The organism is Capnocytophaga haemolytica, assembly GCF_001553545.1.
Classification (GTDB): domain Bacteria; phylum Bacteroidota; class Bacteroidia; order Flavobacteriales; family Flavobacteriaceae; genus Capnocytophaga; species Capnocytophaga haemolytica.
The window spans coordinates 1,495,927-1,518,182 of the sequence record NZ_CP014227.1 but is presented as its reverse complement, the minus strand read 5'-3'; the positions used below and the strand labels follow the sequence as shown (position 1 = coordinate 1,518,182).

General features: G+C 44.0%; 22 protein-coding genes and 2 pseudogenes. 14 read left to right on the top strand and 10 right to left on the bottom strand.

All coding sequences use genetic code 11. The features are described from left to right. The first annotated feature begins 21 nt into the window (after window positions 1-21). The 14 genes from AXF12_RS12270 to AXF12_RS06770 all read left to right on the top strand — a co-directional run bounded on the left by AXF12_RS12270 (window position 22) and on the right by AXF12_RS06770 (window position 11,909). Complete coding sequence (locus AXF12_RS12270) at window positions 22-165, top strand: hypothetical protein (RefSeq protein ID WP_169792829.1); 144 nt, start codon at window positions 22-24, stop codon at window positions 163-165. 12 nt (window positions 166-177) lie between these two features. Continuing rightward, window positions 178-1,434 (top strand): WD40 repeat domain-containing protein, encoded by a 1,257-nt coding sequence (locus AXF12_RS06830; protein ID WP_066429488.1) that lies wholly within the window; start codon window positions 178-180, stop codon window positions 1,432-1,434. A gap of 132 nt (window positions 1,435-1,566) precedes the next feature. Continuing rightward, window positions 1,567-2,496, top strand: a complete 930-nt coding sequence (locus AXF12_RS06825) for a right-handed parallel beta-helix repeat-containing protein (RefSeq protein ID WP_143324994.1) — start codon at window positions 1,567-1,569, stop codon at window positions 2,494-2,496. A gap of 6 nt (window positions 2,497-2,502) precedes the next feature. Beyond that, the gene (locus tag AXF12_RS06820) at window positions 2,503-2,961 is read left to right on the top strand and encodes a DUF4265 domain-containing protein (RefSeq protein WP_066429482.1); all 459 of its coding nucleotides are present in this window, start codon (window positions 2,503-2,505) and stop codon (window positions 2,959-2,961) included. A 4-nt stretch (window positions 2,962-2,965) separates the two neighbouring features. Beyond that, on the top strand, window positions 2,966-3,241 hold the full coding sequence (locus AXF12_RS06815) for a hypothetical protein (protein WP_143324995.1): 276 nt from the start codon (window positions 2,966-2,968) through the stop codon (window positions 3,239-3,241). 53 nt (window positions 3,242-3,294) lie between these two features. Then, on the top strand, window positions 3,295-3,639 hold the full coding sequence (locus tag AXF12_RS06810; protein ID WP_066429479.1) for a hypothetical protein: 345 nt from the start codon (window positions 3,295-3,297) through the stop codon (window positions 3,637-3,639). 22 nt (window positions 3,640-3,661) lie between these two features. Beyond that, window positions 3,662-4,306 (top strand): hypothetical protein, encoded by a 645-nt coding sequence (locus tag AXF12_RS06805; RefSeq protein WP_066429476.1) that lies wholly within the window; start codon window positions 3,662-3,664, stop codon window positions 4,304-4,306. A gap of 313 nt (window positions 4,307-4,619) precedes the next feature. After that, window positions 4,620-5,744: a 3,4-dihydroxy-2-butanone-4-phosphate synthase gene (gene ribB / locus AXF12_RS06800; protein WP_066429471.1), complete on the top strand. Its 1,125-nt coding sequence runs from the start codon at window positions 4,620-4,622 to the stop codon at window positions 5,742-5,744. A gap of 8 nt (window positions 5,745-5,752) precedes the next feature. After that, entirely contained in the window at window positions 5,753-6,379 is a 627-nt protein-coding gene (locus tag AXF12_RS06795) for a hypothetical protein (RefSeq protein ID WP_066429468.1), read from the top strand. Window positions 6,380-6,930: 551 nt separating this feature from the next. Beyond that, complete coding sequence (locus AXF12_RS06790) at window positions 6,931-7,917, top strand: RHS repeat protein (protein ID WP_066429466.1); 987 nt, start codon at window positions 6,931-6,933, stop codon at window positions 7,915-7,917. Between the two features lie 84 nt (window positions 7,918-8,001). After that, window positions 8,002-8,886 (top strand): type IX secretion system protein PorD, encoded by an 885-nt coding sequence (gene porD / locus AXF12_RS06785; protein WP_066429464.1) that lies wholly within the window; start codon window positions 8,002-8,004, stop codon window positions 8,884-8,886. 6 nt (window positions 8,887-8,892) lie between these two features. After that, window positions 8,893-10,551 (top strand): DNA repair protein RecN, encoded by a 1,659-nt coding sequence (gene recN / locus AXF12_RS06780; RefSeq protein WP_066429461.1) that lies wholly within the window; start codon window positions 8,893-8,895, stop codon window positions 10,549-10,551. Then, on the top strand, window positions 10,548-11,222 hold the full coding sequence (locus AXF12_RS06775; RefSeq protein WP_066429458.1) for a hypothetical protein: 675 nt from the start codon (window positions 10,548-10,550) through the stop codon (window positions 11,220-11,222). Before recN ends, AXF12_RS06775 begins: the two co-directional genes overlap by 4 nt. A gap of 24 nt (window positions 11,223-11,246) precedes the next feature. Continuing rightward, window positions 11,247-11,909, top strand: a complete 663-nt coding sequence (locus tag AXF12_RS06770; protein ID WP_066429450.1) for a hypothetical protein — start codon at window positions 11,247-11,249, stop codon at window positions 11,907-11,909. Between the two features lie 60 nt (window positions 11,910-11,969). Here the strand turns inward: AXF12_RS06770 and nqrF are convergent. The 10 genes and pseudogenes from nqrF to AXF12_RS06720 all read right to left on the bottom strand — a co-directional run bounded on the left by nqrF (window position 11,970) and on the right by AXF12_RS06720 (window position 22,193). Continuing rightward, window positions 11,970-13,285 (bottom strand): annotated as a pseudogene (nqrF, locus tag AXF12_RS06765) (NADH:ubiquinone reductase (Na(+)-transporting) subunit F). Further along, a complete protein-coding gene (gene nqrE, locus AXF12_RS06760; RefSeq protein WP_074860685.1) occupies window positions 13,269-13,997 on the bottom strand; it encodes an NADH:ubiquinone reductase (Na(+)-transporting) subunit E in 729 nt (242 codons plus the stop codon). The pseudogene nqrF and the gene nqrE overlap by 17 nt, the downstream one beginning before the upstream one ends. 19 nt (window positions 13,998-14,016) lie before the next feature. Next, window positions 14,017-14,664 (bottom strand): NADH:ubiquinone reductase (Na(+)-transporting) subunit D, encoded by a 648-nt coding sequence (locus tag AXF12_RS06755; RefSeq protein WP_066429443.1) that lies wholly within the window; start codon window positions 14,662-14,664, stop codon window positions 14,017-14,019. 4 nt (window positions 14,665-14,668) lie between these two features. Next, window positions 14,669-15,390: pseudogene (locus AXF12_RS06750) on the bottom strand (Na(+)-translocating NADH-quinone reductase subunit C). Window positions 15,391-15,393: 3 nt separating this feature from the next. Further along, window positions 15,394-16,614 (bottom strand): NADH:ubiquinone reductase (Na(+)-transporting) subunit B, encoded by a 1,221-nt coding sequence (locus tag AXF12_RS06745; RefSeq protein ID WP_066429440.1) that lies wholly within the window; start codon window positions 16,612-16,614, stop codon window positions 15,394-15,396. A 13-nt stretch (window positions 16,615-16,627) separates the two neighbouring features. Then, complete coding sequence (locus AXF12_RS06740) at window positions 16,628-17,977, bottom strand: Na(+)-translocating NADH-quinone reductase subunit A (protein ID WP_066429437.1); 1,350 nt, start codon at window positions 17,975-17,977, stop codon at window positions 16,628-16,630. Between the two features lie 272 nt (window positions 17,978-18,249). Continuing rightward, window positions 18,250-18,660, bottom strand: a complete 411-nt coding sequence (locus AXF12_RS06735) for a hypothetical protein (RefSeq protein WP_066429434.1) — start codon at window positions 18,658-18,660, stop codon at window positions 18,250-18,252. An 18-nt stretch (window positions 18,661-18,678) separates the two neighbouring features. After that, complete coding sequence (locus AXF12_RS06730) at window positions 18,679-19,746, bottom strand: hypothetical protein (protein WP_143324996.1); 1,068 nt, start codon at window positions 19,744-19,746, stop codon at window positions 18,679-18,681. Between the two features lie 6 nt (window positions 19,747-19,752). Further along, on the bottom strand, window positions 19,753-20,445 hold the full coding sequence (locus AXF12_RS06725; protein WP_066429431.1) for a hypothetical protein: 693 nt from the start codon (window positions 20,443-20,445) through the stop codon (window positions 19,753-19,755). Between the two features lie 167 nt (window positions 20,446-20,612). Then, window positions 20,613-22,193, bottom strand: coding sequence for an ABC-2 transporter permease (locus tag AXF12_RS06720; RefSeq protein WP_066429427.1), 1,581 nt, complete (start codon window positions 22,191-22,193; stop codon window positions 20,613-20,615). Between the last annotated feature and the right edge of the window lie 63 nt (window positions 22,194-22,256).

Below are 22,256 nucleotides of genomic sequence, written 5' to 3'. Positions count from 1 at the left end.
TAACAAATAAGACTATCAAAGATGAGTTACAACATATCATTTATGGAGCGTGCTCGCAGAGGGAAGGAACTCTTGCAGAGGCAGCAACCCGTTACCTTAGAAGAGGCTCGGGAACAGGCAAGACGAGTCAAGGAAATGAGTCAGTCAAAGCACAAGAAACATTAAAAACCTTAAACAATGACACTAAAAGACGAGAAAACAAAAGCCCTACAAACCGAGTGGTACACCAAGGGCGAGCAGTATGCCAAAGCCGTGAACGAAATGGTAGCCTTTGCAGAGGCTAACGGCTGGGAAAATTGGAAAGGTGAGAACCCTGTGGACGGTCGTGAGGGATTAGCCGCTAAGGTATTTGCCTTGTTAAAAGAAGCTAATAAGAAAGGGGAAGTAACTGCCTTTAGAGAGCACTTCCCGCCTGCGGTAACGCCTTTCTGGGAACTCGCTGAGGAGAAGACAAAACCGATACGCCACCTTTGCTATATCAGTGAGCATAAATTGGCTTTTATAGTTGGGGCACCTTATGAAGGACTACAAGCGTATATAGTAGATAATGGGGTTGTTACACCTCTTGAAAAAGGTATCCCCGCCTTGGGTAAGGCTGTGCAGGGTGAGGTCTTTGCGATACGCAAAAAGAATACTATTACCACCACTAAAGGCTGGCAAGGAGAGGTCATCGCTACTATTGCGATTCCTGAGGAATTAGAGATTGAAAGTACTGTTCAATTGCTACCCTTTAATGATGGCAAGCGCCTGGTATTAGTGAGCTTTGATGGCATCTATATCCTCTCAGAGACAGACCACAAGCGATTACTACCTATCAAGCTGACTAAAGAAGACGTGAAAGAGGGTATCTACATCGATATGCCGCACGCTGCCTTGTCGCACAACAATCAGTACATAGCTGCTGGCGACCAAGATTCAAAGCACCATATCTTTGATGCAGAGGGCAAAGCGATAGGCTATGCTGTGCCTTCCTGTTCTTACCCACACTTTGCACTATTTGCCAAAGACGACAGTCAGGTAGCTTTCAATAGCTGCCATTTCTACAATGGGGTAACTATTGCCGTAAATGCTGCCGACTTTGACAAGAAAAAAGTAGGCAGTAATGACGATGAGGTTACCCTTATTGATGAAGAAATGCGCGTCTACGCAGGGGTTGCCACCACAGAAGGCTATATACTCGGTGATGCCAACGGCTATATAAGAGCCTTTACCAAAGAGGGCAAACTGCTGTGGCGTTACTTCCTCGGGGGCACTATCAGCGGTATGGCTATCTCAGACGATGAGCAAACCCCCTGGGTAGGTACTTATTTCGGTCAGTTGCACCAATTGCAGCTTAATAAAGGCTGGCGCGACACCCACACCATAGGCACCGCCAAACACTATGAGGATTTTAGACTTATCTTCTGGAAAAAAGAACCGATATTAAAGTGGTAAGCTGTGTAACGCCCCATTATCCCAAACTATGCAGTAGCATAACTAAAAATTCATAACAATTTAACAATAAGCAGGTATATTTTGGCGCGTTAGCCCTGAAAGCTGAAAGCTGAGACCTGAAAGCTGACAATTATGGCTTTTCCAAGAAAATTAAAACAGCGTTGGGAGGTGTATCCCACCCTTAAAGATGTGCTCAAGGCAACCGACAACCTGAGCGTCTCCCCCTTTGGCAAGACCGAAGAGGGCTTAACCGATTTTAGAGGCATACAACTAGTGCCTCCTAAGCATAACCCTAACGCCCGAAAGTTAGAAGATAGGTTTCCGAAAGTAGAAAAAATCATATGCAAAGAAGACTTTAAGAATGCCGACTTCTCAGGCTCGCTGTGGTTTGACATAAAATTAGAGCGTGCAGATGGTGAGAATGTAACCTTAGAGAATGTGCGCTTTGCAGGCAGCAAGTTCGATGGCTATTATAGTCACTGGTTTGCGACGGTTATAGGCGGCAACTTTGACAATTGTGTGTTCAAGGGCTTTTCCTTCTTTGACCTTAAAGACTGCCAATTTACGAATATAAAAAAGTCCTCACGCCTCGATTTGAATACAGGGCTTGTTGAAAACTGTCTCTTTGAGGGCTATATCTACAAAGGGATGTTTTACACCACCCTAAAAAACTGTAAGATAGTAGGCACGCTTTACGATTGCCGATTCGCTGTAACCTCATCTGAGGAGCCTATCAAATATGAGAATGTAGACGCCACAGAAGCCAACTTTGTGATATGCAGCGTCTGGCACCACGATTTTAGCGAGCTGAAAACCTCACCCAATACCTGCGTGGTAAAACTCACCGATGCCTTTTTTGAGGCTGCCTTATCCTTAGCTAAAGCCCACCCTACTATGGCAGAGGCATTAGAGAAAGAAGTAAAGATGTGGCTTAAGCCCCACTCCACAAAGCCTTACGACATAGTCGATATCGACAATTTAACAGCCTTAAAAGCCCCTGAGGAGCTAAGCAAGGCGTATTACGAGGTGGTAGTAAAGGCGAAAGAGATTACTAAAGCATAAAAACCTATGGAGAAAATATTAGTACGCTATGAGAGTGATGTACTTGATGAGGTAACTGTCGAAACCCTTTGGGCAGAGGCTACTGACAAGGCAAAAGGACTTTACAAGGTGAAGAACATTCCCTTTTACGGACCGCCTTTTTCTTATGAAGATGAGGTATTTGCTGAGTACGACCCCGATGAGGAGTTTCTGACTTTTCGTAAGGTGGTAACCCCCTCAGGCAACACCACCCTTGCGGTGATGTTATTAGAAGAAATTGTAGAAATAAACGCCGTTATAAGCACCTTAGAACACTTGGGTGCAAGCGTAGAACGTGCCACAGGGAGTTATTTTGTAGCCAATGTGCCTTTTGAAGTAGTGTACACCCCTATTTATACCTACCTAACAGAGCAAGAACAGGCAGGTGCACTCAGTTTTCAGGAGAGCAACCTATCAGAAAAGCATTGGAAAGAAAGTAATGAGTAAAGTTATGAATATTATAGACATTGAAAAAGATTACAAGAAAGCCATAGAAAAAATATGGGATAAAGATGAATATGAAAAATCCAGATGGAATAAAGGAAATTATGAGGATTTTAGAACTATATACAATAATGGTTATGCTGTGCCAAAATCAGTGAGAAAGAATGCTTTATTGTTTATAGGAATTAACCCCTCAATAGGTCACGGAGAGACAAGACATTTTTATGATAATGACAAAGATGCAAATATTTCAAAAAGTTTAAAGCCATATCTGAAGAAGTAGGTATACCTTATACACATATTGATTTATTTCTTGCAAGAGAAACAAATCAAAAGATGATTGAAAAAATGTATAGAAAGGATGAAAAAGATTTGGAAAAGAAGTTCCTAATGGAGCAATTGGCAATAACAAAGGAAATTATTGTAAAGGCGACCCCTTCAATAATTGTAGTCAATAACGCTTATGCAAGTAGAAAGATTAAACAAGGAATATTTCATTGCGAATTTGATAATGAAATAGGTACTTACCGCCTCAATGAAGATGGATTGAATGATATTCCTATATTCTTCATATCAATGCTAACAGGGCAAAGTGCCTTAGATAAAGGTTCTTATGAACGCTTGATTTGGCATATTAAATTCGTTAAAGAAAAGTTAGGTATCAATGTAAATCACCAATAAAAAGCTAATTAACAGCAAAATTATGAGCTTTGCAACAGAAACTAAACAATTAAGAACCTCCTTAAAAGAACAAGGCTTTTTGCAACACACGTGGTCTACTACCAAGCGGCAGTTGTGGCTAAAACCCTTAGATCTTGAGGCGTTGGTCTTTGTGTATGTCTCTTTTTATGAGCACCGACAGGGGGGTAATTTCTGCTACTTGATAGCCTCTCCCCCTAAGCTAAACGGCGATGATTGGCAGTCCAATCCCTTAGCTTATGGCATACAAATAGGCGAGGGTTACGACCAGACCGACCATTTTTACGACCGCTGTATCAGTCGCTTAGAGAACCTGCTGCCGAGTTTCAGCCACCTAAAAGAGGCGGTTATCGCTGAGATGCAGCACCCCAGCAGGATTACCATTGCGGGTATATACCCCGAAGAGGTAGCACAAAAGTCCATCGCGATACTGAGTGCCTTCCGCCTATTGCAGCAAGAGCCTGATTTTGCCGAGCTTTGTGTCCGCAGCAAAGAGGTATGGCGTAAAGAGAAAAAGATATATTGGATAGAGGACACCTTAGCCCAGAAGTGCATCGCGCCTTATGCCGATGAGGTGATGCTAACCCACATAGAGGATTACACCTACACCCTGAGCAATATCCTCGCTACTTATAGCGTGTTTAAATAAAGAAAATATTTAATATGTACTCACAATCTATGCGATCCGCGGCGGCCTTGGAGGCGTGGCTGAGAAAGGCAAAGCTACGAGCGTGGAAAATCCCTACTGTTTGAGCGACCGTAGGGAGCGAGTTTAGGGATTTTCAGCGAGGGGCTTCTGCCTTTCTCGCCTAAGCATCCAGAGCCTTGATTTTTTGGTTCTTTTGTATCAAGACAAAAGAACTTAAAACAAATGGAATTTAACTAACTTTGGATATATCAACTACTAAGGATTTAAATATCAGAATTTAAGAAAAGAAAATAAAATATAACAAACAAAGAAAATGGATAAGATTCAATTAAATACCATTGAGGAGGCAGTTGCCGACCTCAAAGCAGGCAAGGTTATCATCGTAGTAGACGATGAGAACCGCGAAAACGAAGGCGACTTTATCGCAGCAGCAGAGAAGGTTACCCCCGAGATGATTAACTTTATGATTACCCACGGGCGTGGCTTGCTCTGTGCCCCACTTACTGAAAAGCGTTGCGCTGAACTCGATCTCCCGCTAATGGTGCAGAACAATACTGTCCTCCACGAGACGCCGTTCACCGTATCGGTAGACCTCAAAGGACAAGGCTGCACTACGGGGATCTCTACCCACGACCGCGCTAAGACCATCAAGGCTCTTGTAGATCCTGCCACCAAGCCCTTTGACTTAGGAAGACCAGGACATATCTTTCCCTTGCGTGCCAAAGAAGGAGGCGTGCTCCGCCGCACAGGGCATACTGAGGCTGCCGTAGACCTCACACGTATTGCAGGCTTAGCTCCTGCGGGCATATTGGTGGAAATCCTCAATGAAGACGGCACTATGGCACGCTTGCCACAGCTCATAAAGGTAGCGCAGCGTTTTGACCTTAAAATCATCTCTATTGAAGACCTTATCGCCTATCGTATGCGCAAGGATACGCTTATCGTCAAGAAAGAGGACTTTGAGTTGCAAACCCCTTATGGTGAGTTCCGCCTGCGTGCTTATGAGCAGACAACCAACAAGCAAATCCACCTCGCCTTTACCAAAGGCACGTGGACAGCTGACGAGCCTGTGCTCACCCGCGTACACTCTTCCTTTATCAGCAATGAGATATTGGAAGTATTGGCAGGCGATAAAGACAATCCCTTAGAGCGCATCTTTAAGAAAATAGCCGAAGAGGGCAAGGGATCCGTAGTCGTTATCAATAAAGAAGGCTACTCGCAAAACCTCCTCTCGCGCATCACTGAGATAAAAACACAACAAGCAGGCGAACGCAGTCCTAAAGCAGCAACCGACACCCGCGACATCGGTATGGGAGCACAAATACTCACCGACCTTGGTATCAGAAAACTACGCCTCTTGACCAACAACAAAAGCAACTCCGCTTACGTAGGCATCTCAGGCTATGGCTTAGAAATCACCGAAGAAATAGGGTATTAATACAGATTATGAAACACCTCATCTTCACATTATCACTGCTGCTGTGCCAAATATCCTTGGCACAGTGGCAGTATGCCGATAAGAAGATTGAGTACTGCGATATGTACCTCAACGACCCTGACCGCGAAAGCCCCATAATACGCTACAAAATAGACACCAAACTAATGGGGCAACACATCTATATGCTAATGGACAGCAACCAAGTGATGTCCCCCGTAGAAGCACCGTGCTCAATCACAAGAGATTATATAGGAGGTAAGCCACTGCTATCTGTCAATGGTAAGCACGTAGCCTTAGGTGCAATGCCTTTCATTGGAGGCTGCCTTCCCACAAATATATATGGCAAAAAGCACGCTAACGAAACCTACCTCACCCTTAGCTTTTATATGCCTACACCAAGTAAGTCTTATGCCACTACTTACATATTTATATACTTAGTAAACAACAAATTAGTGAAAGCCAAGGCACTCACTTGCGATGACTACTCCCTATCTAAGAAGCAGATACACAAGTATATGAACAACCAATTGAAGAATGTTCCCGAGTATATAGAAAATGAAAATTACTACAACGACCCTGAAAATGAGAAGATAAAGATTTATATGAAAATACCAGAGGAATATCAAAACCTGTAAAATACCCCACCTTCCCCTACCCTACTTTCTTTATTGACAAATACACAACAAAATCAACTATTTATTAACAATAACTCAACACCAAAACTACCCCGAATTACTCCCGAAAAGACATCGAACCCAGATCGAAGACACACCGAACACATCCCGAACACATATCGAAGGATAGTGATAGGATAATAAGAGGATAGTAAGAAGTTAGTAAGAGGATAAGAGGGAATTAATGCTACAAACTATTATTTTTCAAAGACTTTCAAAAGGCAAAAAATAATAAAAAATGCCTAAAAATAATTAACAAAACACTTGCACAATCCAAAAATAAGTGTTATATTCAGAGGAAAGAACCCCTAAATTCACGCTGCAAAATTAGCAACAAAAAACCAAATAAACAAATAATTTTTCAGAAATTAGAAGTTAGAAATTAGAAGTCAGCTGGTTATCAGCTTGTTAGTATTTAGTACTAACCCCTAACCCCCCAAAAAAATTACGCTCTACTCTTTGCTCATTACTCATTATTTTGTAATTTTGCCTCCTCAAAAAAAACAATAAGTATGCAGTTATTTAAAACAATGGAAGAGGATAAAGACCTCGACCTCATTTTGCCTTTGGTAGGCAACGTAAAAAGCATTGTAGAAAAGAGCTATACCGTGAAAATGAAAGGCGGAAAAGTCACTAAAAAAACGCTTTACTTCCAAAACATCCAAGAGTTTAACACCACGGGAAAGCCCATAAAAAAGCATATCACCGTTGTGCTGGGCGAGCGTACCGATGATGTAATCAGCTGGCAGTACAACGAGGAGGGTGCTTTGGTTTTAGAAGAGCGCAAAGCAAAGAATTTCCCCTATAAGCATCTTTACAAGTACGATGAGCAAGGGCGACTTATAGAAGAGCCTTGGGGTGATTTTCAGCGCAAAATAAGCTATGATGCGCTTGGCAATGCCACTGAGGTGTACTATTACAACAAAAAAGGCGCACTCGAATGGCGCAATGTATGGGTCAATGACCCCCACGGCAACGTGATAGAAGAAGTGCGCTACACAGCCTCTGGGGAGCTTATAGGCAAGGAGACTGCCGCCTATGACGCCCAGCACCGCAAAATCTTAGGCGAGGAATTTACCGCAGACGGGCAGCGCACGGAGCGTACAACCTACAAGTACAACAAATTAGGCTTACTCACTGATAGAATACTGATTGTCTACGCCGATGACAATCCCGACGAAATAACGATGCGTATGGTACAAAAGTGCCTCTATGACGACAAAGGAAGACTACTCGAAAACTCTTTTGTCGATACCGCAAACCTCAATGATGAAATGGGTGCAAACTACCTCAATGAGTACCATTACAACGAGGCAGGACTTATGGTGCAAAAACGCATTTATGATATACAGGGATACCTCCCAAAAGACCAACGCCCCACCCGCCCCAATGCACGCGAGGAATACACCTACGACAGCACAGGCAATTGGGTAAAGAAAGTAACCTATGAGAATGGCAACATCACAGAAATAGAGACCCGCGAGATAATATATTACTAATCTCCCCCAAAAAAATTGTATAGTATCCATTGTACATTATAAATTATTTCATACCTTTGCACCTTGATTATCCTTGACACCACGATGAAAAAATATCTATACATAGCCATTGCGCTTCTTATGAGCTATAACGCTCACGCTCAGGAGCTTCAGGCGGTCGTTACCGTCAATACACAACAGGTAAACCTCAGCAACCGCTCCGCGTTTAAGACACTCGAGAAGGCACTTGCGGAGTTTATCAATCAAACCCGTTGGACAACCCTCAAGGTGCAGGATAACGAGCGTATCCGTTGTAACTTTACGCTGGTTATCAACAAATTTGAGGGTACACACTACGATGCTACACTACTCGTGCAAGCCTCGCGCCCTGTGTATAACACCGCCTATCAGTCGCCTACTGTAAACCTCCAAGATAAGGAGGTGAGCTTTGATTATCAGGAGTATACCCCGTTAGCATTCAATGAAAGTGCCTTCGAGAGCAACCTCACTTCGGTCATCGCCTATTACGCCTACCTCATCATCGGCTACGACGCAGCTTCCTTTGCTGAGATGGGCGGCGAGCCTTATTTTGAGAAAGCCAAAAACGTAGTTACGCAGGCACAAAGCAGCTCATACAGTGGCTGGCGCGATGACGGCAAAGCCAACCGTTGGCAACTCACCAACGAATTGTTATCCGAGAACTACCGCAACTACCACAAGGCTTGGTACACCTATCACCGCTTAGGACTCGATACAATGAGCACCAATGAGAAAGCCGCTAAGGGCGTGATACAGAGTGCAGTAGTATCACTCGAACAAATCCCAAGTCTGCGATTGACTTCCTACGCGATGAACCTCTTCTTCAACGCCAAAACCGATGAGCTGGTATCGCTCTTCTCAGGTGGTGCTATTTTCGATAGCAAGCCGCTCAAAGAAGCCCTGATGAAGCTCGCCCCCAACCAAGTTACCAAGTGGAACGAAATTAAATAAGACACTATGCTTACGGCACTTTCTATAAAAAACTTCGCCCTTATTGACGACCTCAAAGTCGATTTTCCAGAGGGCTTTATCATCATCACAGGCGAAACAGGTTCGGGTAAGTCCATTATGCTCGATGCGCTCTCTTTGGTACTCGGTAAGCGCGCCGACCTCTCCGTTTTACGCAATACAGAGGAGAAATGCATTATCGAAGCCGAATTTTCACTCAGTAAGTACGACTTTAAGCCGCTTTTTGATGACTTAGAACTCGATTACGATGCCAATACCATCATACGCCGCGAGATACTCCCCTCAGGCAAATCACGCGCCTTCATCAACGACGTACCAGCAACCTTAGACATCGTTTCCCAACTCGGGCAAATGCTCGTGGATATCCATTCGCAGCACCAGACCCTCTCGCTATCCGAACTCGACTTCCAGTTTGCCATCATCGATGCAATGGCGGATAACAAGCCGCTGCGCGAGGAGTATGCCACGTATTACAAGGCATTGCGCAAGGCTCAAAAGCGACTGCAAGAGCTCGTAGATTTTCAGCAAAACGCCAGTAAGGAATACGACTACAACCTCCACCTGCTCAAAGAACTCAAGCGTGCTGAATTAGAGGAAGGAATGTTGGAAGAGTTGGAAGAGAGCTACGAGGAAGCCGCTAATGCTGAGGATATTAAGGAGCGAGTAGCCGAAAGTATCTACCTATTAGACGATGAGGAGATAGGCATTCTCAATCAGCTGCGCGAACTCAAACGCGCCTTTGCCGCTTTGGCAGACTACAAGCGGCAGTACCGCGAACTGTTAGAACGCATTGAGTCAGCTTTTGTAGAGTTAGACGACATACAGAGCGAAATCGCCTCCATAGATGACCGTATAGAAAGTGATCCCGAAGCCTTGGCAGAGCTCTCCAATCAGTTGAACCTCATTTACAGCCTTCAAAAGAAGCACAAAGTGGCTACCGTTGAGGAGCTTATCCGCATCCAAAACGATTTAGAGCAAGCCGTATCGCAAACCGAGAACATTGATGCCGACCTCGAAGAGCAAGAAAAAGCAGTTGCCGAGGCAAAGCAACTCACCACCGAAAAAGCCAACGCTATACACGAGAGCCGCACCAAAATATTGCCCGAGTTAGACCGCAAGCTCACCACCTTTATGCACGACTTGGGTATGCCCAACGGACGCTTTGCCATTGAGCTTACCCCCACCGATGAGTTCTTTAGCAACGGCACTGATGCGCTGAGTTTCTTGTTCTCAGCCAATAAAGGGGGCAACTTCGGTCAGCTCAAGAAAGTAGCCTCAGGCGGGGAACTCTCGCGTATTATGCTCGCCGTCAAAGCGATAATGGCAGAGCACACTGCGCTACCTACCATTATGTTCGATGAGATTGATACAGGCGTATCGGGGGAAATATCGCAGAAGATGGGCGATATTATGAAGGCGATGAGCATAAGTCGTCAGGTATTTGCCATTACACACCTACCGCAGATTGCCGCCAAAGGCAACTACCATTTTAAGGTGTACAAGGAAGACGTAGAAGGCAAAACCACCACACGCCTTAAGCTCCTCACCGATGAAGAGCGCATTGCCGAGCTTTCAGAGATGCTCGAAGGCAAAAACAGCGGTGCCTCAGCCCGTAACCACGCTATCGAATTACTTAAAAAAGGATGATACAACCCTACATAGATACGGATATTGAGCAGCTGCTCAGCACCTTTAAAGAAGGCGCGGGTGTAATAGATTTCAAGCTCTACTCAGTTGGCACTGCACTCACTTCTCCATATCATAAACATTTGGAAGTGGCAAAGCAGACCCTTATTGAAGTCGCTAAGGAAATTAACTCATACCTTGATAGGGTTGCTGTAAAGAATAAACGTAGGCGTGAGGATTTCTTCACTATGGATTATGATTTTACCTTATTAAAAAGCTCAGGAAAAGAGATAACCGTTAGTGAATTTATAGGCAATGCAGTTACATTAGAAAAACACAAAGAGAGGCTTCAAAGATTACCAGAAAGTGCAATTTACTACAACTATTGCAAGCCCTATAAAGAAAGAACGATGGGGAGCGGTTTCACTTATGCCTTCTTTGAATCTCCTTACGGGATATCTATAAAAAGAAAGCGCGAAGCAGAACGCGATAACTATACAAATGGTAAATTCTTCTTTGAGTTCTGCTACGCCCTATTTACCGACCTCTCACAAATAGAAGTCTACGAGTGGAGTACCGACTGCTCTAACTATTTTGACATAGACAAAGACTGGTGGGGCACTTTCTTTTATACAGTCTACAACCCGCTACGAGATTGTTATATAGGCATTGTAGCCTCAGAGAGTGATTAATAAAAAAGTATCAAATAAATAATTATGAAATGTACTTTAATTAGTATCTCATTACTACTATTATCTTGTAATCAGAATAATAGCTCAAATAACCATAATAATAACAAAAATTGTAATATAGAAGCTGCTAAACAAAGCGTATTAAACCTAAAAGAAGTACAACAAAAAGAAAAACAAATAAGTACACTGATAGGGAAAGATCGAGTTACATATCACACTGATAGCGTCCTGATAAAAGAAAAGAGCTTCTATGAAATACAAATGCGGTGTAATTTCCCTTATAAAAGTCAGAATATCATAACATTCTTAGTAGAAAAGAACCATTGTGAAAATATATTCTTAGAAAGGGTAGATACCCTTCTTCCCTACTCTATTTATCAAAAAGAACAAGAGGCAAATAAACCTAATAAAGCCCACTTTGCTAATTTCTTTCAGCAGTTTAAGGATGACAAACTCTTCCAGTTACAACATTCTGATAGCTCTGTGATGCTCTTTTCAAAAGAAAAAGACAATACTTTAATAGCCACAGAACACCCTGATTTCGAAAGGTATATTAAGCCCTTAGGAGCTTACTCCTTCATCTATTATGAAGATTGTGTCTTGTGCAAAGAGAAAAATACCAATACTATCCTTGTATTTGATAGAGTTAAAAATAACTGGTCTCTTAACAGTATCTGGCAAAAGTAACAATAAAAAAGCCTGTCTTGTAATAAGACAGGCTTTTTATTATATAAAAATATATCGTTATTACCCACCAAAGTCGTCGAAGCGGATATTCTCATCTGGCATACCAAAGTCTTGTCCCATCTTTTGTACTGCCTTGTTCATCATTGGAGGTCCGCAGAAGTAGAGTTCTATATCCTCTGGTGCTTCGTGTTTGCTGAGGTATTGCTCTATCACGGCATTGTGAACAAAGCCTAAGAAGCCATCGCCCTCAGTATCGTGAATATCTTTCTTCACCTTCCAGTTGTCTTCTGGCAGTGGCTCAGAAAGCACAATGAAGAACTTAAAGTTAGGGAACTCGCGTTCCAACTCGCGGAAGTGCTCTACATAGAACAACTCACGCTTAGAACGACCACCATACCAATACGTTACGGTGCGCCCTGTCTTCAAGGTCTTGAAGAGGTGATACAAGTGCGAACGCATCGGTGCCATACCAGCACCCCCACCTACATAAAGCATCTCTGCATTACTGTTTTCATTGATAAAGAACTCCCCATAAGGACCTGAGATAGTTACCTTATCACCTGGCTTGCGCGAGAAGATATACGAAGAAGCTACCCCTGGGTTTACGTCCATCCAGCCACCTTTAGCACGGTCAAACGGAGGAGTGGCAATACGCACGTTGAGCATAATCTCACGCCCTTCTGCTGGGTAAGACGCCATTGAGTAGGCGCGTTCCGCAGGCTCTGGGTTCTTCATCACCAATGGCCATAACTTAAACTTATCCCATTCGAGTTTGAACTTATCAGGCTCACCAGGGTGTTCTACTGGGTGGGCAGTGATGTCAATATCGGAGTATTTCACCTCACAAGGCGGAATCTCAATCTGTATATAGCCCCCTGGCTTGTAGTCCATATCCTCAGGGATTTCCACCACAAACTCCTTGATAAAGGACGCCACATTGTAGTTGCGCACTACGGTTGCTTCCCACTTCTTGATACCAAACACTTGCTCAGGCACCCCGATTTCCATATCTTGCTTCACCTTCACTTGGCACGCCAAGCGCACCCCTTCTTTGAGTTCCTTCTTGGTGAAGTGCGGTGTCTCGGTTGGGAGTGCTTCCCCCCACCGGAATACACGTGGCACTCACATTGCAAGCACGAGCCCTTACCACCACAAGCCGATGGCAAGAAGATCTTTTCATTCCCCAAGGTAGATAGCAGCGAGCCTCCGATAGGCACTTCCACTACCTTCTCTTTATTGATTGTAATCTTCACAGGTCCTGTGGGCGTTAGCTTTTGCTTCACGTAAAGCAAGATAATCACCAATAGCAGAAGGATTACCAATAAGCCAACGACAGTTACTGTAATCGTTGTTAATATTTCACTTGCTAATATCATCGCTTAAATCTTTTGTGTTATGAGCTAATTTATCTGCTGCCTTCTCGGGCTGCAATGTAGTCTCTTTCTTAGGTTCTTCTTTCTTCTTGTCGCTACCGCCTGTGAGCATACCACCGAAGCTCATAAAGCCGATAGCCATAAGCCCCGTAGTGATAAAGGTGATTCCCAAGCCACGCAACTGTGGTGGCACGTGCGAGTAGCGTATCTTCTCGCGAATCGCCGCCATTGCCAAGATGGCTAAGAACCAACCCAAGCCTGAACTAAATCCGTACATCACCGAAAGCCCAAAGGTAGGTATCCCACGCGATTGCATAAAGAGCGAGCCACCCAAGATAGCACAGTTCACCGCAATCAGTGGCAGGAAGATACCTAAGGAATTGTATAGTGCAGGAGCAAACTTCTCAACAATGATTTCTACTAACTGCACCATCGTAGCTACCGTTGCTATAAACAAGATATAAGTAAGGAAACTCAGGTCGTAGTCAGCGTACTGAGGTCCTAACCACGCCAGCGCACCTTCCTTTAAGATATACTCATTCAGCAGCCAGTTCATAGGCACAGTGAGTACCTGTACAAATATAACCGCAACCCCTAAACCAAGAGCGGTGGAAACCTTCTTAGATACCGCCAAGAATGAGCACATCCCTAAGAAAGTGGCAAAAATCATATTCTCAACGAATACCGATTTAAAAAATAGTTCTATATATTCCATTTCTCTGTTAGTTTAAAGATTAATGACTGTCCTCTATTAAGGATTTATTTCTGCTGCGTTGTATCCATACGAAGATACCAAAGCAAACTAATGCCATTGGAGCCAAGAGCATAAAGCCGTTGTTCTCGTAGCCTATGCTGTATAGGCCTGTCTTCTTGATAGGGTCACCCAATACTTGGAAACCAAGTAAAGTGCCTGAACCTAATAATTCACGGAAGAAAGCCACCACTATCAAGGCTATAGAGTAACCCCCTGCATTCCCAAGCGCATCTAAAAACGACTCCTTTGGGGGATTACCCAAGGCAAAGGCTTCAAAACGCCCCATCAGGATACAGTTGGTGATGATAAGCCCCACGTACACCGAAAGCTGTTTGCTGAGGTCGTACATATAGGCTTTGAGCACAAAGTCCACCACGATTACCAAAGCCGCAGCTACTACGAGCTGAGCGATGATACGGATCTTAGGTGGTATCACGTTTCTGAGCAACGAGATTACTACGTTACCCATCGCAAGCACGAAAGTAAAGGAGAGACTCATCACAATCGCAGCTTTTAATTGCGCTGTAATAGCCAGCGCGGAACAAATCCCCAACACCTGAACGGTTACAGGGTTATTATCCATTAAAGGGTCTGTTACTAATTTTAAATCTTTCTTTGATAGTCCCATCGTCTTACTTGTTTAGATTTTTAATAATTGCTACATAATCTCCAAGTTCGTGTAGCATTGCTGCTACGCCATTCCCTGTAAGCGTTGCCCCAGCGATAGCATCAATCTTGCCATCTTCCTTACGCTTGTTCTCAGGGTCGGCATTGGTTTTGGAGATCTCTATAGGGCGGAACACTCCGCTGGCATCTAAAAGGTGCTCACCAATAAAGTCGTCCATAAAGAAACGTTCTTTGATGTTCGCCCCCAAACCAGCTGTTTCACCTTTGTGGTCAAAGAATACCCCTTGAATGATCATATCCTTATCAACAGCTACATAGCCCCAAATAGCATCCCACAATCCTTTCCCTGTTACAGGAATGATGTAGAGCGTTTTGCCGTCTTTCTCTCCTACAAAAAGTTGATACCCTTTGCCTATCTTAGGCGGATTAATGAGGTCAGTCTCTTTAGCCACTCCATCATTAATCAAGTACTGCTTTTTGATGTATTTATCAAACTCAGCCTTTACTTCTGTAGTGGGGATAAACTCCACTTTACCACCGCCGAGCTCGCCTACATTCTTATTCACCCCCATAGCGTAGAGGATGTTCTGTTGCTTTTCGAGCTTACGGTTATTGCTGATCTGCTCACTGAATGCAGAAGAAACCCCGCAAGCAACGCGCCGACTATCACCACCATTACGATGGTGAAAATCACTGTATATGAATTACTGTCTGTCTTTAGTGCCATAACTTATGCGGTTTTAGTTTTTAGACGTTTTTTTCTGCGAGATACGTTTGCTTGTACCACAAAGTGATCGATGGTTGGAGCAAAGACGTTCATAAGTAGGATAGCGAGCATTACTCCTTCTGGATACGCTGGGTTAAAGCAACGCACTAAGATAGAGATTACCCCTGCTAAGAAACCGTAAATGTATTTCCCTGTGTTGGTCTGTGCAGCCGTAACAGGGTCTGTCGCCATAAAGACTGCCCCAAATGCCAAGCCACCTATCATCAGGTGTTGCCAAGCTGGGAAGCTCCATATTGCGTAGAAGTTAGTGCCTACTACACTTGGTGCCAAAGCGTTGAAAGTAGCAGCCATTAAGAATGCTCCTACGAACATACTCACGATGATGCGCCAAGAGGCGATCTTACTGAATATGAGGAAGCAGGCTGCCAGCAATATCAACAGGGTTGAGGTCTCCCCTACTGAACCAGGGATAAAGCCAAAGAACATATCGCTCCAGCTATAAGGGTGTGGCATCTCTGCTTGGGCTAAGCCCCCGAGGATGGTTTCCCCTGATACGCCGTCCAAGGTTGTCCCTGAAAGCACTTGCTTACCAGCCATTGCACCCTCTACCCATATCTTATTACCTGTCATTGAGGTAGGATAAGCAAAGAAGAGGAACGCACGAATGGTCAGTGCTGGGTTGAGGATATTCATCCCTGTACCGCCAAATACTTCCTTACCGATGATTACCCCGAAAGCTACTGCTACGGCAAGCATCCACAATGGAATATCAATAGGTACGATAAGCGGCACGAGCATCCCCGTTACCAAATAACCTTCTTCTACTTCGTGCCCTTTGATAGTGGCAAAAAGGAACTCAATGCCCAAACCTACCACGTACGACACTACTATTAAGGGCAATATCTTCACCGCCCCAATGCAAAAGTTCGTCCAACTCCAGAAATCACCACTGAAGAAAGGCAAACCTTGCTTGAAACTCAAGTGCCCAAAAGCCAATTCGCTCTGATAACCAGCGTTGAAGATACCGAAGATAAGACACGGAATGAGTGCCAATATTACGGTGTTCATCGTACGCTTCAGGTCGTCAGCTGCCTTAATGTGCGTACCGCCGTGGGTAACCTCATTAGGCGTATAAAGGAAAGTGTGGAATGCGTTAAACGCACTCTCCATCTTAGTGCCTTTATACTTCTTTTTTAATGTATCTAATTTACTTTTTAAACTCATTTCCTTCCTGTGTTTAGCTTAATTCTTCAATCATTAAATCTAACCCATCGCGGATAATCTGCTGATGTGGCTGCTTCGATACGCAGAAGAACTCCGTAAGCGCAAAGTCCTCAGGAGCTACTTCATAAGCACCTAAGTTCTCCAGCTCGTCTAAGTCCTTGTAAAGGCAAGCCTTCAGCAGCTGCATCGGATAAATATCAAGAGGGAATACTTCTTCATACATCCCTGTTACCACAAAAGCACGCTCTTCACCGTTGGTATTGGTGTTGAGGTTGTACTTCTTTTTCTTGGAATTAAGCCAAGAGAAAGTAAGCGCGCGCGTAAGCGACAGCTTGTTGCTCACGGGCTTGAGCCAGCCAAAGAGGTCATAGTCGTCTCCCTCAGGGATTGCCGTAAGCTGGTCGTCATAGAAGCCTAAGAAGTCCCCATTTGCCTTGGTGCCTGTCAGCACATCACCACTGATAAGGCGGTTGTTGCCTTCTTTGAGTTCGCCTGCCAATACATCGAGGGAAGCCCCTGCGATCATCGTAGCGTATTTAGGCGTCTTAAACTCAGAGCCTGTAAGGGCTACCGTGCGGCGGAGATTGAGCTTGCCAGTGAGCAAGAGCTCCCCGATCACCAAAAGGTCTTGAGGGGTTACTACCCATACCACTTCGCCCTTGTTGATAGGGTCAATCTTTGCAATCTGCGTACTCACGTTGCCTGCTGGGTGCGGACCCGATACATTGTGCAGCACAATGCCACTGAGGTTGCGGAAAGGCGAGAGCGAGCTATCTTTGAACACCGATACGTGCACCTTGCCCGTGGTGAGCTTACCCAACGCGGTTACAGCTGTCTGCAATTCCTTTTCCTTGCCTTTGAGTACGTAGTCGTAATCAGGGGCGAGTGGATTGGTTTTGCAAGCCGAGATAAATACGGCTTTGGGTGCGGCGTCTACAGCGGCAATCACATCGTAAGGACGTTGCTTGATAAGCGGCCAGCAGCCCGAGGCGAGCAAGTGTGCTTTAAGAGCCTCAGCGTTGATGTCCTCTACATTTACCTTTCCAAAGTCAGCAAATTCCTGAGTTGCTGAAGGCTCAATGCGTATTTCAAGGATTTTGCGGCGTTCGCCACGCACGATTTCCTTAATCGTCCCACTCACAGGCGAGGGGAACAACACACGCTCATCGCTCTTTGAAAAGAACAGTGCTTCACCTGCCTTCACTTCACTCCCTTCTCGCTTGAGGAGCTTGGGAATGATTCTATGAAAATCACTGGGTTTGATGCCATAGAGTTTCGAGAGAGGCAACTGCTGGGTAGTCTTGTCAGCCTCACCTTCTAACTGTATGTCGAACCCTTTTCGAATGCGGATGTCGTTTGACATATCTAAATAATATTAGTTAGTTTTATTAAATTTGGGCACAAATATACAGAGAATATCGCACATAAAAATAAAAAAGTCTTTTTTTTCTGAGCGTACGAAAGCCGCTGAGAAAAAAAAGACTCTGAGCAATTTATATATCAATGAGTTACGAAGTATTTGTAATCGTTCTATATTAGGGGTTGATAGAGATCAGAGGGCAGGAGTCAGGGGGCAGAGGGCAGAAAATGTATGACTTTAGGGACAGAGATCAGGGATTAGAGGGTAAAGCTGCCTCAATCTGCGCTATAAGTAATACGCCTAAGGACAGCATTGCCTTGTTGCAGTAGGTCGATGGTAGTTACTCCGCCTTCATAGTTCATTTCAATGCTGATGCCTTGTTTTTTAATATGATACACCACAGCTATCAGCCCTCCTCCCCTACTGACTTTTACCTCTGTATCTTTCTTAGGAAGCACTGCCAATAGCTTATGCGCTTTCTCAATTTTATCACTCTTCCTTATTTGCTGATAAACTGCTGAAATGGTTGTATTCCTGATTGTGCATTCTTCTATAAGCCCCATTTCTATTTCCGTCTCCTTACAGCTTATGCTATCTTTTAGCTTACCGAGGGACTGCGCTATGGATTGCTGCCAACACCCCATAAATACAAGGATGAGGATTAGTAAATATAACTTTTGCATCATACAATTTAACTATTAGAATCAGTGGCGGTTATCACATAGTATGGGAATTACAGCTGCCTTGTCATCGATAAATTCAATGACATCACAGCCAAAAGTAGGGCTGTAGAACCCAGCGATTACAGTGCCTTTCCCCTTAAGAATCTCTCCTGTCCACTGCGTGTTATAAGCATTCTCCTTACATTTACGATCCAAACAAAGTGGCAATATCTCTTCAGGTGATTCCATTGCTACATAAGTCTTGTCAAAAAGGCGTTTTTTACTTTTGGAGTCCTCAATAACCAAATAATAAGCCGATGGTTCATCAGAAATCCCGTCAGTGGTGGTAAGGCTGAGCAGATAATAATTACGTTGCCCTACCGTAGCGCGATACGCCTTGCCATATTGATAGCAAGTCACGAAGTTCCGTTGCAGTAGCTCAGGCTTTATCACAAAAGGAAATTGCTCAATGGCTTGCCACTGAAAGAAAGTGCGCTTACCTGTCTGAAAGGGATTGGCAGCCCCTACATAAGTGTAAGTAACAACATCAAAATTCAGTCCCTTAGGCAGTGCCAATCCGTACTCATAGCTACTGTCGTCTCTATCCTCTGCATCCTCGTATATGTTGATATAACACTTTGCTTGCAAGCCTTTTACAGGGATTTTAAAGACTGTATCCCTATTGACCTCGTACACGTAAATCGTATCGCGCTTACTGATGCCTGCCGACTTAAGCACCATTGCCCTACGGCGCACATCAAGCACAAGGCTGTCCTTTTTCAGTTCCTTAGCAGTGAGGAAATGTGGAGGCAAGTGCACCGACTCTGAGAGATTTAAATAAGTCGGGATCGCGTAATAGAGTTTCATCTTACTATCAATGTGGTAGGGTCGCAAATCTTTACCTTTTACCGATACAAACTGTTTGCCTCCTTTCTTAAAAGTCTTAGTTGCTTTAATCGTATCCTGTTCAACATCCCTTGCCTCTCCAAACTCAGAGGCATTTTGCACAGATAGGGTATCAAGTGCCATTCCATCTATCTGTGTGCTTGCCTTCTTATCCCAACACCCCATAAACACAAGGGTAAGGATTAGTAAATATAACTTTTTCATAACCTATTATTTCCTTCCATACGCCTTAGTAGCCTCTGCGAAGTGCACTTGCCACCGCCAGCACTTCCAAAGTATCCACACCACAGTTACTCTAATGGTAAGATAAACATAAGGCGTCATTATATTGAGAATCTTTACTCTAGCAGTCTGTTTGTGTGCAAGCACGTCCTCATCAAACCAATAGCTCATTCCGCCGTCCATATAAGGCATAGGTAGCCCCCACAAAAGAAGTTCTAATGCTATTAGCAATAGGCAGCCTCCAGCAACCCACTGTCCATACGCAAGGTGTAGGCTTGGGTAACGTGTCCATAAGTAAAGCCCCACAGCACAAAGGAGTGTACTCACTCCAAAATACAGATTGCCATTAAGCCCCATTATTGCAGTGCTCATCGTTATAAGCCCTATGATCAGCAGCAGCAGATAACACCCTTTAAGCATCGCCTTAGCACGCAGATAATCCTTAAAAGTGATAAGCAATGGCAATAACTCTGCACGCCGTTCTTGTTCCTCTTTTGGCAAGTCTTGGTAAGGCACCCCAGAAGGGAAGAAAATCTCCTTCTCTACCTCCTTGCGCAATCGTTCATCGCGGATACCTTCCAACAGTTCTGTTGGAAATTTACGATTAAGCACCTGCTGCCTGCCCCGTTCAATGAGTGCCTGCTTATGTCTCAACTTCTCACTAATATTCATTGTATTCATTGCAATATTAATAGGATTTCAATGCTCACTTACAGATAGTATTTATACAAAAAGGCTCTATATTTATTTCTGTAAAGTCTTATTGATATGACGGTACAAAAGTGCTACTTTCTCAGCAACTAACCAAATTATTTTACTATTATTTTCATAACTTTCGCATAACCTAATTATTTCCTTCCATACGCCTTAGTAGCCTCTGCGAAGTGCACTTCTGCCTGCCACGCCTGCCATAGCCTCAAGCCTACGAAGAAGTGTATCGCTAATAACAGGTATGGCGAGAGTAAGTTCAACGCCCTTGGGATGACCAGAAAGCTCAGTTCTGAAAGCATATACTTTACATCTCGCACTTCATAGGGGATGAAATAGTCTGGCAAGCCACAAATCGCAAGGGGCAACAGCTGTAGGGCTACATAGGCTACCATTACCCACTTCCAGCCTGCCTCTGAGCGCTGGACAAAGCGGTGCCAACACCATATCCCGATGCTGCACAGCAGACTTGCAAAGCCAAAGAGGTAATTTAAGTTACGCTCCACTACGCCATTGAGCACTGTAATGACCCCTACTGCGAAAAGCAGTATACACGCCACCTTTAAGCGTCGTTTTGCCTGTCTATCTGCCTCAAAAGCTGTTACTATTGCGTGTAAGTTTGTACGTCGCTCTCTTTCCTCTTCTGATAAGTCCTTAAAGGGTATTTCTGAGGGGAAACACACTTTTTTTATCAGCTGTGCTCTGAGTTTCTTATCCGCCCGATCGAATAGCTCGGCAGGGAAGATTCCTTGCTGCAACATTGCCTTTCCCTCGGCTACATAATCGTGTGCTGCTGTGGCATTGAAGTCGAACGGCTTGAGCGCTGTGTGTTGCTGGATGAGGGCTATCCTATCCTCGCCTGTGTTGTTCCACAAGGTGGCTTTGGTGATGACCATCGGCAAGCCTCGCTTTTTCTTGTAGATGACCGTTCCAAGGATCAGCAAAAGCACTATGGGCAATTTTGCATATAGTTTCATTACAAAAAAGGAAGTATAATCAAACAACTCAAAATCAAACCAACTAGTATACAAATAGTCAGCATATAACAATGCGTATTCTACAAGGAATACCACCCAGATATTGCCTCCCCATTCGGCGTATAACCACGAGCTCCAAAGGAAGTTAAAGAAAATGTATATCAGCACACTTAAAACAGCAAATTTCAGCGATCTTTCAAATGTAATTGTCAGTGTTTCTTCTTCAAAAAATATGGGAATAATTCGATTAAGGAGCGATATCAATAGAAACACAAGCGCTATCTTCAAAAAGCCCCAGCGTGCCTCTCGAAAGAGGTTGCCAAAGATAATTCCGCAGTATGTAATTACCGTAATCAAGACGGACATTGATATAATCATAACGGCATATCTATTCCCCAGAAGATTTATCAGGGCTTCTCTGGCTACTTCTCTATCAAGGATTGCCCATAGTTCACATAGGATAACATACCCGAAGGTAACGCCTAAAAACACTAACCCATACAGAGGGTTGCCCTCAAAGCCCAGCACTCGCTGCCAACGCTGATGTATATTGCACATTAGGGCAGCGACGAGCAATGGCAAAAATGTAACCATCGCCAACAAGACTCTTTGCCTTTGTAATTGCACGGGATGGTCACTGAGTGCTAGATAATCAATAAACCCATCTAAGTATTGAGACAATACGAGCGATACCGCATAACTAAGCCATATAATTATGGCGATCTTAACTTCTTTAGTCATCATTTTAAAACATTATTTTTCAGCGGCAAAGGTACATATTATTGTACGAACCAGCAAGAAAAGGCA

Excerpts from the sequence above, each read along its gene's own strand:
- AXF12_RS12270 (WP_169792829.1), top strand. The coding sequence starts at position 22 with ATGAGTTACAACATATCATTTATGGAGCGTGCTCGCAGAGGGAAGGAA.
- AXF12_RS06830 (WP_066429488.1), top strand. The coding sequence starts at position 178 with ATGACACTAAAAGACGAGAAAACAAAAGCCCTACAAACCGAGTGGTAC.
- AXF12_RS06825 (WP_143324994.1), top strand. The coding sequence starts at position 1,567 with ATGGCTTTTCCAAGAAAATTAAAACAGCGTTGGGAGGTGTATCCCACC.
- AXF12_RS06820 (WP_066429482.1), top strand. The coding sequence starts at position 2,503 with ATGGAGAAAATATTAGTACGCTATGAGAGTGATGTACTTGATGAGGTA.
- AXF12_RS06815 (WP_143324995.1), top strand. The coding sequence starts at position 2,966 with ATGAATATTATAGACATTGAAAAAGATTACAAGAAAGCCATAGAAAAA.
- AXF12_RS06810 (WP_066429479.1), top strand. The coding sequence starts at position 3,295 with ATGATTGAAAAAATGTATAGAAAGGATGAAAAAGATTTGGAAAAGAAG.
- AXF12_RS06805 (WP_066429476.1), top strand. The coding sequence starts at position 3,662 with ATGAGCTTTGCAACAGAAACTAAACAATTAAGAACCTCCTTAAAAGAA.
- ribB (WP_066429471.1), top strand. The coding sequence starts at position 4,620 with ATGGATAAGATTCAATTAAATACCATTGAGGAGGCAGTTGCCGACCTC.
- AXF12_RS06795 (WP_066429468.1), top strand. The coding sequence starts at position 5,753 with ATGAAACACCTCATCTTCACATTATCACTGCTGCTGTGCCAAATATCC.
- AXF12_RS06790 (WP_066429466.1), top strand. The coding sequence starts at position 6,931 with ATGCAGTTATTTAAAACAATGGAAGAGGATAAAGACCTCGACCTCATT.
- porD (WP_066429464.1), top strand. The coding sequence starts at position 8,002 with ATGAAAAAATATCTATACATAGCCATTGCGCTTCTTATGAGCTATAAC.
- recN (WP_066429461.1), top strand. The coding sequence starts at position 8,893 with ATGCTTACGGCACTTTCTATAAAAAACTTCGCCCTTATTGACGACCTC.
- AXF12_RS06775 (WP_066429458.1), top strand. The coding sequence starts at position 10,548 with ATGATACAACCCTACATAGATACGGATATTGAGCAGCTGCTCAGCACC.
- AXF12_RS06770 (WP_066429450.1), top strand. The coding sequence starts at position 11,247 with ATGAAATGTACTTTAATTAGTATCTCATTACTACTATTATCTTGTAAT.
- nqrE (WP_074860685.1), bottom strand. The coding sequence starts at position 13,997 with ATGGAATATATAGAACTATTTTTTAAATCGGTATTCGTTGAGAATATG.
- AXF12_RS06755 (WP_066429443.1), bottom strand. The coding sequence starts at position 14,664 with ATGGGACTATCAAAGAAAGATTTAAAATTAGTAACAGACCCTTTAATG.
- AXF12_RS06745 (WP_066429440.1), bottom strand. The coding sequence starts at position 16,614 with ATGAGTTTAAAAAGTAAATTAGATACATTAAAAAAGAAGTATAAAGGC.
- AXF12_RS06740 (WP_066429437.1), bottom strand. The coding sequence starts at position 17,977 with ATGTCAAACGACATCCGCATTCGAAAAGGGTTCGACATACAGTTAGAA.
- AXF12_RS06735 (WP_066429434.1), bottom strand. The coding sequence starts at position 18,660 with ATGATGCAAAAGTTATATTTACTAATCCTCATCCTTGTATTTATGGGG.
- AXF12_RS06730 (WP_143324996.1), bottom strand. The coding sequence starts at position 19,746 with ATGAAAAAGTTATATTTACTAATCCTTACCCTTGTGTTTATGGGGTGT.
- AXF12_RS06725 (WP_066429431.1), bottom strand. The coding sequence starts at position 20,445 with ATGAATACAATGAATATTAGTGAGAAGTTGAGACATAAGCAGGCACTC.
- AXF12_RS06720 (WP_066429427.1), bottom strand. The coding sequence starts at position 22,193 with ATGATGACTAAAGAAGTTAAGATCGCCATAATTATATGGCTTAGTTAT.